Genomic DNA, 15,086 nt, shown 5'->3' with positions numbered 1-15,086 from the left:
ATAATTCAACGTTTGTTGAATAGGATCTCCATGCCCAATGCCCCCGCTCCCCGGTCCCGCGGTCCCAAACCCACCAAGGTGGATCCCAACCACCTGCTGGACGCGGCCCAGGCTGTCTTCGCCCAGGAGGGCCTCCAGGCTGCGAGCCTGCGCGCCATTGCCCGCAAGGCAGGCTGCGACCCGGCCCTCATCTACTACCACTTTGAGAACAAAGAGGCCCTCTTCGCCGCCCTCCTGCAGCGGCGTTTTCCCGCCATGCAGATGGAACTGGAGCGGCTCGTGGCGGATGAGACCCAATCCACCGCCGAACAACTTTGGGGCGTGCTGCGGATCTACCACCGCCACCTGAAGGATGATCCGGGGATCCGGTCCATGATCCGCGGGGAAATCGTCCGAGGCGGCGAAGGCTTGGGCGGGCTCATCGAAGAACAGCTGCGCCCCATCGTGCTGACCGTGAAGGGCCTCTTCGACCGGGGCATCGCCCGCGGCGACCTGCGCCCCGACCTGCCGCCCCTGCTGGCCACCTTCTTCCTGGCGAGAATGCAGCTCGAAATCCTCGACCTGCTGCCCACGGTCCTGCCCCGGCTGTCGGGCCTGAGCCCCGAAACGGCCGTGACCACGGGGATGCGCGCCTGGTTTGACCTCTTCTGGCGCGGCGCCGCCGCGAACCCCGCCGCCCCCCTGCCCACCCTCTCCGCCCCCATCGATTGAGGTTCCCATGCGCAAGCTCGTGCTCCTGCTGCCCCTCCTGCTGACCGCCTGCCACCGCGACACCCGCCCCCTGCTCAACGGTCGGGTGGAGGCCTACCTCACCGACCTGGGCCCGCGCACTGGTGGTCGGCTGGTGGATCTGAACGTCCGCGAGGGTCAGCGCGTGAAGGCGGGCGACCTGCTGGCCCGGGTGGTCGCCGAGGAGATGGATGCGGCCGTGCTGCGCGACCAGGCCGGGTTCGAGAGCGCCGACGCCAAGCGGCTGGAGCTGGATCGAGGCAGCCGGGCCGAGGACATCGCCCAGGGCGAGGCCCGCGTGAAGGATGCCCAGGCGGCCCTGAACCTCTCCGAGGACAATCTGGCCCGGGCTCGCCGCCTCTTCGGGGACAAAGTTATGGCCAAGGCCGATCTCGACAATGCGGCCACGGCCCGGGATCGCGCCGAAGCCAACCTGAGCTTGCAGGTCAAGGCTCTGGCCGAACTCCGCGCCGGGGCCCGCATCGAGCAGCGCCAAGGCGGCCAAGCCGAGGCCCGCAAGGCCCACGCCGCCTGGCAACAAACCAAGCTGCAAGCAGGCTTCACCGAAGTGCGCGCCCCCTTCGATGGCATTGTCACCCACCGCTTGCGGGAGCCGGGCAGCGTCATCGCCGCAGGTCAGCCCGTGCTCACCCTGGCCCGGCTCGATCAGCTGTGGGTGCGGGTCTACCTGCCCCAAGCCATCCAGAGCCAGTCCCGCCTCGGCGCTGCCGTGACGGTGCTCACCGCGGACCACCGCAGCCTGGAAGCCACCCTGGACGAGGTGGGCTCTGAATCCGAGTTCACTCCCAAGATGGTGGAAAGCCGGGAAGAGCGCGTGAACCTCGTCTACCCCGCCCGCGTGAACATCGTCCGGGGCTGGGATCAGGGCCTGGTTCCCGGGGCCGCCGTCGATGTGCGCCTGGGAGCGAATCGCCCATGAGCCTGTTTGAAGCCCAGGGCCTGAGCTGCCGCTTCGGCGACAAGGTGGCCGTCCAAAGCCTGGACCTGACCGTGTCCGAGGGCGAGCTGGTGGGCCTCATCGGCCCCGATGGCGCAGGGAAAACCACCACCTTCCGCATGCTCACAGGCCTGCAGCGGCCCACGGGGGGAACCCTGCACCGTCCGCTGGGCCGCGAAGGCATCAGCTATGTGCCGCAGACCTTCAGCCTGGCCCCGGATCTCACGGTGGAGGAGAACCTCCGGTTCCAGGCCGGCCTCTTCAGCCTGGGAGACGCAGCGCCCCGCATCGCGCGGCTGCTGGAATCCGTGGGCCTCGCCCCCTTTCGTGATCGCCTGTCCGGCGCCCTCTCCGGCGGCATGAAGCAGAAGCTGGCCCTCTGCTGCGCCCTGCTCACGGAGCCGCGGCTGCTGCTGCTGGACGAGCCCACCACCGGCGTCGATCCTGTGAGCCGCCGTGAGTTCTGGGAGCTGCTCCACACCGTGCACGATCAAGGCGTGGCCATCCTCTTCTCGACGCCCTACATGGATGAAGCCGAATATGCGCACCGCATGCTGCTCATGGATGAAGGCCGCGTCCTCATGGAAGGGGATCTCCCCACCTTCCGGGCCAGCCTGCCGGGCCTTGTCTTCCGCGTGGTGAGTGCCCGACGGCGCGAGGTGCAGAAGGCCATCGAGAGCCTCGCCCCGCTGGATCTTTTCACGGAGGGTGAGGTCATCCGCGCCCGGTTCCCGGTTCAGGATCCCGAACCGCTTCACGCCAGGCTGGCCACCCTTCCTGGGGTGGAGCAGGTGCGTCTCTCGGAGGCGAGCCTGGAGGATGTGTTCCTCCACGCCCTCGCCAGCGTCAGCGGGGGAGGTCGCCATGGCTGAAGCGGTTTTGGAAGTCCAGCACCTGACCCGGCGTTTTGGAGACTTCACCGCAGTTTCCGACCTCAGCTTCCACGTCGAACAGGGAGAGATCTTCGGTTTCCTCGGCCCCAACGGCGCCGGGAAGAGCACCACCATCCGCATGCTCTGCGGCGTGCTGGCGCCCAGCTCGGGCGAGGCCCGGGCCCTGGGCCGCGACCTCTTCACCGAGGCCGACCAGGTGCGCGCCGAGATGGGCTACATGAGCCAGAAATCCAGCCTGCTGACCGATCTCACGGTGGCAGAAAACCTCACCTTTTTCGGAGGGCTCTACGGCCTCCAAGGCGAAAAGCTGGCCCGCGAAGTGCAGTTCCGCCTGCGCGAGATGCAGGTCTGGGAGCACCGGGACCTGCTGGTATCGGCCCTTTCCACCGGCGAACGGCAGCGGGTGGCACTGGCCTCCGCCACCCTGCACCGTCCGCAGATCCTCTTCCTCGATGAACCCACCAGTGGCGTCGATCCCCTGCGCAGGCGCCTCTTCTGGGAGGCCATGGACGAGCTGGTGGCCGAGGGCATGAGCATCCTCGTCACCACCCACAACCTGGGCGAAGCCGACCAGTGCGACCGCCTGGCCTTCATCCTCGGCGGCAAGCTCATGGCCTATGGCCGACCCAGGGCTTTGAAGGAGGCTCTGGGCCGCCAGGTGATCGAGCTGCGCACCGAGCGTTTCCGTGAGCTGCAGTTGGCTGCCCGCCGCCAGCCAGAGGTGCTCGCCGCCGAGCTGCTGGGCAGGAGTGTGCGCCTCTCCCTGCCCGCCAGCCTCGATCCTGCACCCCTGTTGGCCCAGCTGAGGCAGGAAGGGTTCGCGCTCGAAGCCCTGCCGCCTGAATCGCCCTCCCTTGAAGACCTGTTCGTGGACCTGGTCCAACGCTCCCGAACTGCCTGAGGTGCCCCATGTGGAACCGCATCAAAGCCCTGGTCTGGAAGGAATTCCTCCAGCTCCGCCGCGACAAGCTGACCCTGGCTTTCACGCTGGGCATGCCCCTCATGCAGCTGGTCATCTTCGGGCTCGCCATCAACTACGACGTGAAGCACATGCCCGCCGTGGTGCTGGATGAATCTCAGAGCCAGGAGAGCCGCAGCTTCGTGGATGGCCTTGTCTCTACCCAATACTTCGACGTGAAGGCCGAAGTGCGCTCTGAAAAAGACCTTCGCGCCGCGCTGGACCGCGGCAAGGCGCAGGTGGGCGTGTGGTTCCCGCCCGATTACGGGCGGCGCATCCGCGCGGGCCAGACGGGCGAAGTGATGATCATCGTGGACGGCTCCAGCCCCACCACGGCATCTGCGGCCATGGCCACGGCCCAGGGCGTGGGCCAGCTGCGGAACACCCAGTTGCTCTTCGACCGCATGGGCTACGGCGGCGCCGCCAAGCCCATCATGCCCGTGGAGGTGCGCATCCGGCCCTGGTACAACCCGGATTTGCGCAGCCCCACCTTCATCGTGCCGGGCCTGGTGGGCGTCATCCTGTCCATGACCTGCATCATGTTCGCCTCCAACGCCATCGTGCGCGAGAAGGAGCGCGGCACCCTGGACCAGGTGCTGGTCACGCCCGTGACGCCCATGGAGCTGTTCGCCGGCAAGGTGATTCCCGTGGTGGTGATGGCCTACGCGCAGATGACAGTGCTCTTCGGTGTGGCCCACCTCTTCTTTAGGGTGCCCGTGGCGGGCTCCATCCCGCTGCTCTACGCCATGGCGGGGCTGTTCATCATCCCCATGCTGGGCATCGGCATCCGCATCTCCACTGTGGCGCAAAGCCAGGGCCAGAGTGCCCAAATGAGCATGCTCACCATCCTCCCCTTCGTGTTCCTCAGCGGCTACATCTTCCCCCGCGAGGGCATGCCCCTGCCCTTCTTCCTCATCGGCGAAGTGATGCCGCTCACCCACTTCATCATCATCATCCGCGCCATCGTGTTGCGGGGCGTGGGCCTGGAGGCCTTCTGGCCCGAGGCCCTGAAGCTGCTGGGCCTCACGGCCATCATCTGGACCGTGGCCCTGCGCAGCATGAAGCGGGCCGAGGGTTAGGGAAAGCGGTAGCTGGCCAGGCTCAGGCTGCCCAGCTGCCAGCCTTCAAATAAGGATTCCGGAGCCCGGTCGGCGGCGCCCAGCGCCACGAAGAGCGGATCCAGGTGCTCGCTGGTGGGCACCGATTCCCGGGCCCCTGGCGCCGTGCGCCAATCCAGCAGGGCCGCCGTGTCCTCTTTGGCCAATTCCGTGCGCACCCAACCGTCGAAGGCGGCGGCCCAGGGCTGGGGCTGCGCCGAATCACCGTGCCAATCCAGGCGGCCCAGGTTGTGGACGATGCCCCCGCTGCCCACCAGCAGCACGCCCTGTTCTCGCAGGGGCGCCAGGGCCCGGCCTGCAGCAAGCAGTTGCTCGGGAGTGCGTGGTCGCGGCAGGGAGAGCTGCACCACCGGCACCTTCGCTGCCGGCGCCAGGTAGCGCAGGGGCACCCAGGCCCCATGGTCGAGCGGCCGCTCACCATCCAGCACCGCCTCCAACCCGGCGGCCTGCAGCAGCGCTGCCGCTTCGGCGGCCAAGGCGGGTGAGCCCGGCGCCGGATAGTCCAGCCCGTAGAGGGCCTCGGGAAACCCGCCGAAATCGTGCATGACGCCCGGCAACTCCGCCGATGAAAGACGGAAAGCTCCCGCCGCCTCCCAGTGGGCCGAGCACACCAAGATGGCCCGGAGTGCTGGCAAACGCCTACCCAGAGCCGACACGGCCTCGCCCCAGGCGCCGCCCTCCAGGGCCAGCATGGGAGAGCCGTGAGCCAGGAAAAGGGTCGGGAGGGGCGTCGCACCGTTCATGCCACCATGATCGGATCGTCAATTACATGTTGCAACTCTTTTTTTGAAATTTCCCTCACCCTGAACCTTCATGCCGCCCAAGGCCCCGCAGGGGTTAAGCTAAAACCAATCACTGGAGCGTGCTTTGAACCTCAGGCTGGGCGTGAATGTTGATCATGTGGCCACCTTGCGGCAGGCCCGCGGCGGGCACGAACCCGAACCCGTGGCGGCCGCCCTGTTGGCCCAAAGCGCCGGTGCCCATGGCATCACCGTCCACATCCGCGGCGACCGGCGGCACATCCAGGAGCGGGATCTCCGGGTGCTGAAGGACGTGCTGGCTGTGCCCCTGAACGTGGAGTGCGCCGCCACGCCGGATGCACTGGAAGCGGTCATCCCCGTCAAACCTTCCTGGGTCACCCTGGTGCCCGAAAGTCGCGAAGAACTCACTACCCAGGGCGGCCTCGATGCCATTTTCCTCCAGGGCATGCTGAAGCCGGTGGTGCGGGAACTCCGCAGCGCGGGCGTGCATGTGAGCCTCTTCGTGGATCCCGTGCTCGACCAGGTGAAGATGGCCGCGAAACTCGAAGCGGACGCGGTGGAGCTGAACACGGGCATCTACAGCGACCTGCCCATGGATTCCGACGCCACCACCGAACTGGGCCGGATCCGCGACGCCGCCCGCCTGGGCAACCGGCTGGGCATGCGCGTCCTCGCCGGACACGGGCTGACCCTTCAGAATGTTGGCCCCGTGGCCGCCATCCCCGAAATCGAGGAATTGAACATCGGCCACAGCATCATCGGCCGGGCTGTGCTGGTGGGCCTGGAACGGGCCGTGGAGGAGATGCTCACCGCCATGGGCGAGGCCCGTCCATGAGCACCGTGCTGGTGGTGGATGATGACCCCAGTGTCCGCGAGGTCCTGAAAGCCTTTGTCGAACGGGAGGGGCACCGGGTGCTGGAAGCGGCCGATGCCAGCTTCGCCCGGAAGGCCCTCGCCAAGGAACATGTCGACCTCATGTTCCTGGACGTTCTCATGCCCGGGGAGAGCGGTTCGGCCCTTTGCCATTCCCTCAAGGATGACCCCGAATGCCAGGGCATTAAGGTGGTGCTCCTGACCGGCTTCAACGGCGAGCGGGCCTGGCAGCAAGGGCTGCGAAGCGGGGCTGACATTTTCCTGGTCAAACCCGTGAACTACGAACGCATCAAGGTTCTGCTGGAGGAACTGCTCTCGCCCGGGGACCAGGCATGAGCAACCTTCGAGGCACTCTGGAGAGCATCTCCCTCACCGACGTGGTCCAGCTGCTCCACGTCAACCACAAGACCGGCATGCTGCAGGTCAGCTCGGGCAAGGTCAGCGGCGTCCTGTATTTCTCCCAGGGCGAGATGATCCAGGCGGAAACCCTGTCTGCCCGGGGAGAGATGGCCGCCTTCGAGATCCTGGAATGGACCACGGGCCATTTCGAGTTCCTGACCACCCAGGTGCAGATTCCCGCCGCCATCCGCCGCACCGTGCCGGATCTCCTCATGGATTCGGCCCGCCTCCAGGACAGCCGGAAGCGGTTGAACACCATTTTCCCCAAACACACGGCCGTGCCCTGGCCCACCCTGCCCGCCCCCCAGCTGCTGGAGGGCCTCAAGCTCTTTGCCGAAGAACGGCGCATCCTCCCCTACTTCGACGGCTTCCGGGATTTCCAGGAGGTGATGGCCGTTTCGGGCCAGCATGACGTGGCCGTGTTGCAGGCCGCAGCCATTCTCAAGGACGCGGGCCGCCTGGAGGTTCTGGAACCGGAAATCCAAGTCTCGGTGGGGCTCCTGAAGACCGGCCTGTTTAAGAAGGGTGACCACCTGGAGCTTCCCAAATCGCTGGAAGCCCGCTGGGGCCAATTGGGGCCCTACCGTGCCGCCATTCGCAACATCCGGGTGATCTGGCCCAAGGGGCCGGCCGTGGAGCGGGTCGAGTTCGTGGCCGGGATGCCGGATCATCTGGTCGCCGTCCCGCGGGAACTCATGCAAGCCTGGGGCTTGGCCGAAGGAACCCATGTAAAGGTGAGGCCCGCGCCCTGAGGGCGCTTCTGGAGTTCCCATGACAGAAGGTCCCGAAGCAACATCGCAGGACAGCACCCCCGACAGCCTGGTAGCGGAATTCCAGGCCCGGCGGGAGCGGCTGGACCAGAGGCTGGTCAGCCTTGAACAGCTCATTTCCGACCTACGGCAGGAGCTGCAGGGGGATTCCCAGGCCAGCCTGCACCGGCTGGCCGAGGCCGCCCAGGACATGGCCAATGGCCGCGTCTACCAGAAGATCGACATCGAAGCCAAAGGTGAGCTGGGCGCCCTGGTTTCCAGCATCAACCAGACCCTGCTGAACCTTCAGCAGCTGGACGCCTCGGTGAAGCACCAGAGCACCCAGGTACCGGAGCTGGCCGCCCAGCTGGATGCCATCACATCCGACACCGAAGAGGCCACCCAGAGCGTCATGAATCGCCTGGACACCCTCATGGCGGCCTCGGACGACGCCACCCGGGCCGTGCAGGCCTGCCAGGATGGCATCAGCCGCCAGAACGAGCAGCAGGCCAAGCTGCACACCGCCATTGCCGGTTTCCTGGACCGGGCCGCCTCGGGGGAGGATCAGAACGCCCTCGCCCAGGAAGTGCTGGAATTCCTCTTCGCCCACCAGATCGCCAGCCAGACCGCTGAAGTGGACCTGGGGCCCACCAAGACGCACATCCAAAAGGTCAGCGACGAGGCCTTCGAGATCCTGAACATCCTCCAGTTCCAGGACATCACCCGCCAGAAGATCGAGAAGGTGGTCATCCTCCTCAAGCAGTTCCAGCATGGCTTGAACCGGCTGCTGGTCATCTTCAACATCCACACCGAGGCCATGGCAGGCGGCCAAGGCTTCTCCGAGCGCAAGGTCGCCACCCAGGACCGGATCTTCGACACCAGCCTCGAGGCCGACAGCCGCAAGGACAGCGTCGACGACATCATCGCCCAGTTCAAAAAGACGGGCTCGAACTAAGCCTCAGCGAGCCGGGCCCCGGTTCAAACCAGCACGATCTCCAGCTCACCCAGCCCGTCGATGCCGCAGCGAATCCGGTCGCCGCGGACGATGGGGCCTACACCTGCAGGCGTGCCAGTGAAGATGAGGTCGCCCGGCGCCAAGGTGAAGAGGCCGGACAGGTGCGCGATCACTTCCGGCACGCTCCAGGTCATCTGGGCCAGGTCGCCCCGCTGCTTTTCCACGCCATTCACGGCCAGCCAGATGGCGCCGCTATCGCGCCACCCTCCGGCAGCAACGGACGTGATGGGAGAGATGGGCGCGGACTGATCGAAGCCCTTGGAGGTATCCCAGGGCTGGCCCTTGTCCTTGGCTTTGGACTGGAGATCCCGGCGGGTCAGATCGATGCCCACCGCGTACCCGAAGATGCAATCTGGCGCTTCGGCCACGGGGATGTCGTGGCCCCCCTTGGCCAGGGCCACCACCAGCTCCACCTCATGGTGCAGGTTGGACGTCGCCGGGGGATAGGCGACCTGGCCGCCGCCAGGCACCACCGCATCGTGGGGCTTCGAAAAGAAGCAGGGCGTCTCTCGAGTGGGATCGTTGCCCATCTCTCGCGCGTGCTCCGCGTAGTTCCGCCCCACACAGTAGATGCGTCGCACTGGGAAGCCTGCGGAGGAGCCCTGTACCGGAATGAAGGGCACGGCGGGGATGGGAAGGACCGATTCCATGGGAAACTCCGGCAACACAGGGATTCAGCTCTTGGCCCGCGGGTGGGCCTTTTCGTAAGTGCGGGCCAGTTCCTCCAGCCCCAGGTGAGTGTAGCGCTGCGTGGTGCTGAGGCTGGCATGGCCCAACAGCTCCTGGATGGCCCGCAGGTCCATGCCCCGGTTCAGCAGATGCGTGGCGAAGCTGTGCCGCAGGGCATGGGGGCTCACCCTGCCCCGCACCGCCGCGGCCTCCAGGGCCACGCGCAACAGAGAACGCACCGTGGTGGGTGTCAGACGGCCGCCCCGCTGGTTTAAGAAGATGGCCGGGCTGGGCTGCAATTCCTTGGCCGCGAGAAAGGCCGAGCGGAAGGCCAGGTACGTTTCCAGAACCGTGGCCGCCTGGGGATGGTAGGGCACCAGGCGCTCTTTGCGCCCCTTGCCCAACACTCGCAGGGTGCGTTGCTCCTCATACACATCCTGCAGATCCAGCCCCACCAGCTCCGACACACGCAGTCCCGAAGCGTAGAGCAGCTCCAGGAGGCAGGCCAGCCGCGCGCTGGGGAAATCCACCATGGGCGGAAGGTCCAGCAGGGCCTGGCTCTCGCCCTCCGTCAAGAAGGCCGGCAGACGCTTGGGCTGCTTGGGATTCCGCAGGCCCGAGGCGGGATTCTTGGCGATGCGGCGCGTCTCCCACAGCCATTTGAAGAAGGCCCGCGCGGTGGAAAGGATGCGGGCCTGACTGGCGGGATCCAGCCCCCGATCCCCCAGTTCCAGCGCGAAGCCGCGGAGGGTGCGGGCGCTGACCTCCCAGGTACCCCAGCGGGACCGCAGGGCGTGATCCAGGAGTTTGTCGAGGTCGCCCTTTTGGGCACGGGCGGTGTGGGGCGAGACGCCGCGGGCACGCTGCTCCAGGTGGAAACCCTGGATGCCCTCGCCAAGGGATCCGCTCGATCCCTCGCCGGAGCCTTCGCTCGATCCCCCGCGGGGCCCCATCGGGCCCTTCCCTGTTAACATTCCGTCACATCCCCCGAGTGTCCGGAGTCATTGTGGCGCAGCCCATCGAAACCATTGCCCAGCTTTTCTATCAGGCGGTGGAACGCAACCTTCCGGACGCGCTCGCCTCCAAACGGAATGGCGCCTTCGTGCCCATGTCGCACGTGGAGATGACGGCCCTGGTGGAGCGGCTGGCGCTGGCCATGGCCGCCCGTGGACTCAAGGTGGGCGATCGCGTGGCGATCATGTCCGAGAACCGCCCCGAATGGGCCATCACGGATTTCGCCTGCGCCATCCAGGGCCTTCCCGACGTCACCATCTACTGCACCCTGAATGCCCCCCAGGCGGCCTTCATCCTCAAAGACAGCCAGGCCCGCTGGGTGATCTGCTCCGACCGCACCCAGCTCGACAAGGTGCTCACCCACTGGAGCGAGCTGCCCCATCTCGAAGTGGCCGTGCTCATGGATGGCGAACTCCCTGAGGGCACAGGCCGCACCCTCATCTCCTGGGCCGTCCTCCAGAATGAGGGCCTGGCCATGGAGGACCGTCGGCCCGAGGTGCGGGCCTGGGGCGCCCAGCGCAAGGCCTCGGACATCCTCACCCTGATCTATACCTCGGGCACCACCGCCGATCCCAAGGGCGCCATGCTCACCCATGGCAACCTCGTCACCAACGTGCTGGCCGCCGAAGCCACCGTAGATTTCATCGACGACGAGCGGGCCCTCAGCTTCCTGCCTCTCACTCATATCTTCGAGCGCATGGCCGGGCAGTTCCTCTGGTTCCACATCGGCGCGGCCATCTACTATGCCGAAAGCGTGAACACCGTCGCGGCAGACCTCCTGGAAGTGCGGCCCACCGTCATGGCCTCGGTGCCGCGCATCTACGAAAAGATCTACGCCAAGATCTACGACACAGTCTCTTCGGGGCCCTTCATCAAGCGCCTCATCTTCCATTGGGCCATGCAGGCCGGGCGCCAGGCCCTGCCCTACCTGCTGAAGAACCAGGAGCCACCCTCCTGGAAGGGCGCCTGGTACCGCGCCGCCCGCACCGTGGTGTTCGAGAAAATCCGCCAGCGCACCGGTGGCCGCCTGAAGGTGGCCGTCAGCGGCGGTGCGCCCCTGGGCGGGAAGATCATGGAGTTCTTCTGGATCCTGGGCATCCCCATTCTGGAGGGCTACGGCCTTACCGAAACCAGCCCCATCATCACGGTGAACCGCTTCGGTGAAGTGCAGCCCGGCAGCGTGGGACGGCCCCTCTACAAGGAATGGAATGGGCGCCCCTTCGTGAAGATCGCAGTGGATGGCGAGATCCTCTGCCAGGGGCCCAACATCATGCAGGGCTACTGGAACAATGAAACTGCCACCCGGGAGGCCATCGATGACGACGGCTACTTCCACACCGGCGACATCGGCCACTTCGATGATTCCGGTCGGCTGTACATCACGGACCGCAAGAAGGAACTCATCGTCACCAGCGGCGGCAAGAAGGTGGCCCCCCAGCCCATCGAAAACAAGCTGAAAGAGGATAAGTACATTTCCCAGGCCGTGCTCATCGGGGACCAGCGCAATTTCATCACGGCGCTCATCGTGCCGAATTTCGACAGCCTCGTGCGCTGGGCCGGCTACAAGAAGATCCCCGTGAAGTCTCTGTCAGCCCTGGTGAAGGACCCCCAGGTCTACGCCAAACTGGGCAGCCGGGTGGAGCGCGTCAACGAGCAGCTCTCAAACTATGAGCGCATCAAAAAAATCGTCATCCTGGATCAGGAGATGACCCTTGAGGGAGGACAGCTCACGCCCTCGCTCAAGGTGAAACGGCGCGTGGTGAACCAGATGTACTCCGCCCAGATTGAGGCGATGTACAAGGAAGCGAAGGACTGATTTCCTAGCCCTTTCGGTTCAGATACCGTCGCACCGCCTCCTCCGTTTCCGGGAGTTGGAGACCCGCCTCCTTGCTGATGCGCAGGGCCTCTTCCAGGGGCATGCCCTTGTCCATCACCAGCCACGTGCAGGCCACCGCCGCGGCACGGTTGCCGTCGCCGCAGTGAATGAGCACCTTCGAGCCCCTTGGAAGATCCTTGATGAAGTTGCGCAGGAAGTCGAAGTCCCCAGCTGGTGGCCGGGTGTTGATGGCGTAGCGGAGATACTGGACGCCCAGATCCTGCAAGCGGCTGGATTCCCACTGGCTGTTCAGATTGGGGTCCCCGTCCTGGCGCAGATCGATCACATGCGAGATGTGGTGCGCCTTGATGGCGGCGCAGGTGCCCTCATCGGGCGCGCCGCGAAGGACGAAGATGCCTGGGCGCACCTCCACGGCGCCGGGAATGGCCGAATCGTAGGCCTGGAGCACCAGGGCTGGGACGAGCAACAACAGCGCACGAGACATGGAACCCTCCGCGACATCGCCTGGCTCGCCAGGCGCACTCGCAGAGACCACCGGAGGGGTGACGCGCTTCGGGGGCTCGGAGCCCGAGGCCCCAGCGGGCGGGTCTCCACATCTCCAAATATAGACTTGTGGGTTGGGTATGCAATCCCAGCCTAGACAGTTCTCGAAAAGGGCGTCTTGGCGCTGAGCTTGGCCAGGTAGGCATCGAAGGGCTGCACCAGGTTGCGCACGAAACGGCGCCCCAGATCGGTGATGAAGATGCCCTCGGGACGGACGTCCACGGTGCCCTGGGGCACTTCTTCCTGAAGCTGAGCTACGGCATCGGCGAAGAGCACAGGTCCGTCCACGCCGAAGCGCGTCTTCAGGTCCTCCCAGCGCAGTTCGAAGTGGCCCATGAGGTGGTGGATGACCCAGCGGCGCAGTTCGTCGTCTTCGGACAGACGGTGCCCCTTGTGGATGGCCAGGTGGCCGTCTGTGATGCTGTGCTCCCACTTGGAGAGGATCTTCTCGTTCTGGGCGTACACGCCTGCCACGTTGGAGATGGCGCTGGGGCCAAAGCCCAGCAGATCCGTGCCCGCCGAAACGGCATAACCCATGAAGTTGCGGATGAGGCGACCTTCCTGCACGGCCTTGGCCATGGGGTCGTTGGGATGGGCGAAGTGATCCATGCCGATGGCCACGTAGCCTGCCTTCTCCAGGATGTCCGAGGCCATGAGCAGCAGGTCCAGCCTGGTTTCGGGCGTGGGCAGCGTCTCTGCAGGAATGCTGCGCTGGAAGGGCATGATGCTGGGCAGGTAGGCGAAGCCGTAGATGGCCATGCGGTCCGGCGACAGCTCCAGGGTGGATTCCAGCGTACGCTTGAACGTGTCCATCGTCTGGCCCGGCAGGCCGTAGACCAGATCCAGATTCACACCCTCGAAGCCCAGCTCGCGGCACTGGCGCATGGCGGTGAGGGTGTGGTCCCAGGTTTGGCCACGGGTGATGAGGGCCTGCACGTTCTCGTCCAGATCCTGCACGCCGAAGGACACGCGGTTGAAACCCATGTCGCGCAGGGCTGGCAGCTGGTCGGGCTCCAGGTAGGTGGGATCCACCTCGATGGCGATCTCGGCGCCCGGCAGGAACTCGAAGCGATCCTTGAACAGCTGAAAGGTCCGCCGCAGATCCGCCGCCTTGAGATAAGTGGGTGTGCCGCCGCCCCAGTGCAACTGCAGGGCCTTGCGGCGCTCCTTCAGATGGCCGCAGACGAGATCAAGCTCCTTGGTCACCGCCGCCAGATAGGCCTCGACAGGATCGTACTGGGGGCTCACCACCACGTTGCAGCCGCAATAGGCGCAGCGACGGGGACAGAAGGGGATGTGCAAGTAGAGGGATAGCGCCTCATCCTTGCGGAGATCGGCACGATCCAGGGCCGCGAGGACCTCGGGCTCGGGGAAATCGTCCGTCCAGGCCGGCGGCATGGGATAGCCCGTGTAGCGCGGGCCGGGCCGGTCATAGCGGCGGATCAAATCGGCAAGCTGGTTCATGGAAGGTCCGATCACATCTAAGGAAGAACTGCTTACCACCAAGGCACCAAGACACCAAGAACTGCTGGGGAGTTTTTTTGCTTTTCTTGGTGTCTTGGCGTCTTGGTGGTGACTTTTTTAGGCTTTCACTTCATCCAGTACCGCCGCCACCACGGCGGGATCAGTCTCGGGCGTGAGTCCATGGCCTAGGTTGAAAATGTGGGGATGTCCCTTCATGGCGTCAATGATGGCGCGCGATTTTCTTTTGGCAATCTCGGCCCCAGCCAGCAGCGCGATGGGATCGAGGTTGCCCTGCAGCACCATCTTCGGGAAACGTCGCCGCGCTTCGGAGATCGGCACCTGCCAGGGCACCGCCAGGCCCTTGCAGGGCAGGTCATTGAGGGCATCCGGCAGGTAGCCCGTGCGGGCGAAGAAGAGCGTGGGGGCCGCCGTCACCTGGGACAGGGTACGCTTCACCGAGGGCAGTGCGAAGGTCGCGTAGTCGTCGGCGTCCAGCTCACCAGCCCAGGTGTCAAAGAGTTGCACGCCCTGGGCACCGGCTTCGATGTGGAGGTTCAGCAAGCGGGCGGCGGCGTCGGCCAGCTTGTCCATCCACTTCTGGGCCAGCACGGGATTCTGGTGGATGAAGGCCTTGGCCTTCGACCAGGTCTTGCTGCCCTTCCCTTCGATGCCGTAAGCCAGCAGGGTCCAGGGCGCGCCCGCAAAGCCCAGCATGGTGACCTTGGGCGGCAGGGCGGCCTTCACCTTCTTGATGGCCTCGCAGACCGGCTCGAACACCTTTTCGTCCAGCGGGCGGTTGATGTCGATCTGATCCAGCGTCTTGCCGATGCGCGGACCGCCCTCGGGAATGGTGACCTCGCAGCCCAGCGCATCCAGGATCACCAGGATGTCGCTGAAGATGATGGCGCCATCGATCTGAGGAAAGCGGCGGATGGGCTGGAGCGTGACCTCCGCCGCCAGATCGGAATCATTGAGCAGCTGCTCGAAGGTGACCTTGGCCCGCACCTCGCGGTACTCAGGCAGAAAGCGGCCCGCCTGACGCATGAACCAGACCGGGGGCTTGTCGAGGATTTCGCCATTGAGAACGTTGAGGAGGGGCTGCATGG

Annotated in this window: 16 protein-coding genes; 10 read left to right on the top strand and 6 right to left on the bottom strand. The window is 65.6% G+C overall.

Annotation, left to right across the window (positions count from 1 at the left end; translation table 11 throughout):
- The first annotated feature begins 30 nt into the window (after positions 1-30).
- Genes Q9293_RS07995 through Q9293_RS07975 form a run of 5 tightly spaced genes read left to right on the top strand, consistent with a single transcriptional unit; the run spans position 31 to position 4,617 of the window.
- Positions 31-711: a TetR/AcrR family transcriptional regulator gene (locus Q9293_RS07995; RefSeq protein ID WP_306251808.1), complete on the top strand. Its 681-nt coding sequence runs from the start codon at positions 31-33 to the stop codon at positions 709-711.
- 7 nt (positions 712-718) lie between these two features.
- On the top strand, positions 719-1,669 hold the full coding sequence (locus Q9293_RS07990) for an HlyD family secretion protein (protein WP_306251806.1): 951 nt from the start codon (positions 719-721) through the stop codon (positions 1,667-1,669).
- Positions 1,666-2,559 carry an ABC transporter ATP-binding protein gene (locus Q9293_RS07985; protein WP_306251804.1) on the top strand — a complete coding sequence of 298 codons (894 nt, stop codon included), beginning with the start codon at positions 1,666-1,668 and terminating at the stop codon, positions 2,557-2,559. The genes Q9293_RS07990 and Q9293_RS07985 overlap by 4 nt, the downstream gene beginning before the upstream one ends.
- Positions 2,552-3,481, top strand: a complete 930-nt coding sequence (locus Q9293_RS07980) for an ABC transporter ATP-binding protein (protein WP_306251803.1) — start codon at positions 2,552-2,554, stop codon at positions 3,479-3,481. Before Q9293_RS07985 ends, Q9293_RS07980 begins: the two co-directional genes overlap by 8 nt.
- Before the next feature lie 8 nt (positions 3,482-3,489).
- Entirely contained in the window at positions 3,490-4,617 is a 1,128-nt protein-coding gene (locus Q9293_RS07975) for an ABC transporter permease (protein ID WP_306251801.1), read from the top strand.
- Here the strand turns inward: Q9293_RS07975 and Q9293_RS07970 are convergent.
- The gene (locus tag Q9293_RS07970; RefSeq protein ID WP_306251799.1) at positions 4,614-5,399 is read right to left on the bottom strand and encodes a dioxygenase; all 786 of its coding nucleotides are present in this window, start codon (positions 5,397-5,399) and stop codon (positions 4,614-4,616) included. The two genes, Q9293_RS07975 and Q9293_RS07970, sit on opposite strands and share 4 nt — an antisense overlap.
- A gap of 124 nt (positions 5,400-5,523) precedes the next feature.
- On the opposite strand from Q9293_RS07970, the gene Q9293_RS07965 reads away from it, so the two are divergent.
- Genes Q9293_RS07965 through Q9293_RS07950 form a run of 4 tightly spaced genes read left to right on the top strand, consistent with a single transcriptional unit; the run spans position 5,524 to position 8,393 of the window.
- Positions 5,524-6,252 carry a pyridoxine 5'-phosphate synthase gene (locus tag Q9293_RS07965; protein ID WP_306251797.1) on the top strand — a complete coding sequence of 243 codons (729 nt, stop codon included), beginning with the start codon at positions 5,524-5,526 and terminating at the stop codon, positions 6,250-6,252.
- Positions 6,249-6,626: a response regulator gene (locus Q9293_RS07960; RefSeq protein WP_306251795.1), complete on the top strand. Its 378-nt coding sequence runs from the start codon at positions 6,249-6,251 to the stop codon at positions 6,624-6,626. The genes Q9293_RS07965 and Q9293_RS07960 overlap by 4 nt, the downstream gene beginning before the upstream one ends.
- A complete protein-coding gene (locus Q9293_RS07955; RefSeq protein ID WP_306251793.1) occupies positions 6,623-7,441 on the top strand; it encodes a DUF4388 domain-containing protein in 819 nt (272 codons plus the stop codon). The genes Q9293_RS07960 and Q9293_RS07955 overlap by 4 nt, the downstream gene beginning before the upstream one ends.
- 19 nt (positions 7,442-7,460) lie before the next feature.
- Positions 7,461-8,393 (top strand): protein phosphatase CheZ, encoded by a 933-nt coding sequence (locus Q9293_RS07950; protein ID WP_306251791.1) that lies wholly within the window; start codon positions 7,461-7,463, stop codon positions 8,391-8,393.
- Positions 8,394-8,416: 23 nt separating this feature from the next.
- Here the strand turns inward: Q9293_RS07950 and Q9293_RS07945 are convergent, their stop codons facing one another.
- Positions 8,417-9,103, bottom strand: a complete 687-nt coding sequence (locus tag Q9293_RS07945; protein WP_306251789.1) for a fumarylacetoacetate hydrolase family protein — start codon at positions 9,101-9,103, stop codon at positions 8,417-8,419.
- A 24-nt stretch (positions 9,104-9,127) separates the two neighbouring features.
- The gene (locus tag Q9293_RS07940; RefSeq protein WP_306251787.1) at positions 9,128-10,075 is read right to left on the bottom strand and encodes a tyrosine recombinase XerC; all 948 of its coding nucleotides are present in this window, start codon (positions 10,073-10,075) and stop codon (positions 9,128-9,130) included.
- 53 nt (positions 10,076-10,128) lie between these two features.
- On the opposite strand from Q9293_RS07940, the gene Q9293_RS07935 reads away from it, so the two are divergent.
- Complete coding sequence (locus tag Q9293_RS07935) at positions 10,129-11,952, top strand: long-chain fatty acid--CoA ligase (RefSeq protein ID WP_306251785.1); 1,824 nt, start codon at positions 10,129-10,131, stop codon at positions 11,950-11,952.
- A 4-nt stretch (positions 11,953-11,956) separates the two neighbouring features.
- On the opposite strand, the gene Q9293_RS07930 is transcribed toward Q9293_RS07935, so the two are convergent.
- The 3 genes from Q9293_RS07930 to hemE all read right to left on the bottom strand — a co-directional run bounded on the left by Q9293_RS07930 (position 11,957) and on the right by hemE (position 15,084).
- Entirely contained in the window at positions 11,957-12,457 is a 501-nt protein-coding gene (locus Q9293_RS07930; protein WP_306251783.1) for a dual specificity protein phosphatase family protein, read from the bottom strand.
- Positions 12,458-12,609: 152 nt separating this feature from the next.
- Entirely contained in the window at positions 12,610-13,980 is a 1,371-nt protein-coding gene (gene hemN, locus Q9293_RS07925; protein ID WP_306251781.1) for an oxygen-independent coproporphyrinogen III oxidase, read from the bottom strand.
- Positions 13,981-14,097: 117 nt separating this feature from the next.
- Positions 14,098-15,084: a uroporphyrinogen decarboxylase gene (gene hemE, locus Q9293_RS07920; RefSeq protein ID WP_306251779.1), complete on the bottom strand. Its 987-nt coding sequence runs from the start codon at positions 15,082-15,084 to the stop codon at positions 14,098-14,100.
- Positions 15,085-15,086 lie beyond the last annotated feature (2 nt).

The organism is Geothrix sp. PMB-07 (genome assembly GCF_030758935.1).
In the GTDB taxonomy this organism is placed as follows: domain Bacteria; phylum Acidobacteriota; class Holophagae; order Holophagales; family Holophagaceae; genus Geothrix.
Note: the sequence above shows the minus strand (reverse complement) of the source record. Positions and strands in the feature narration are given on the sequence as shown.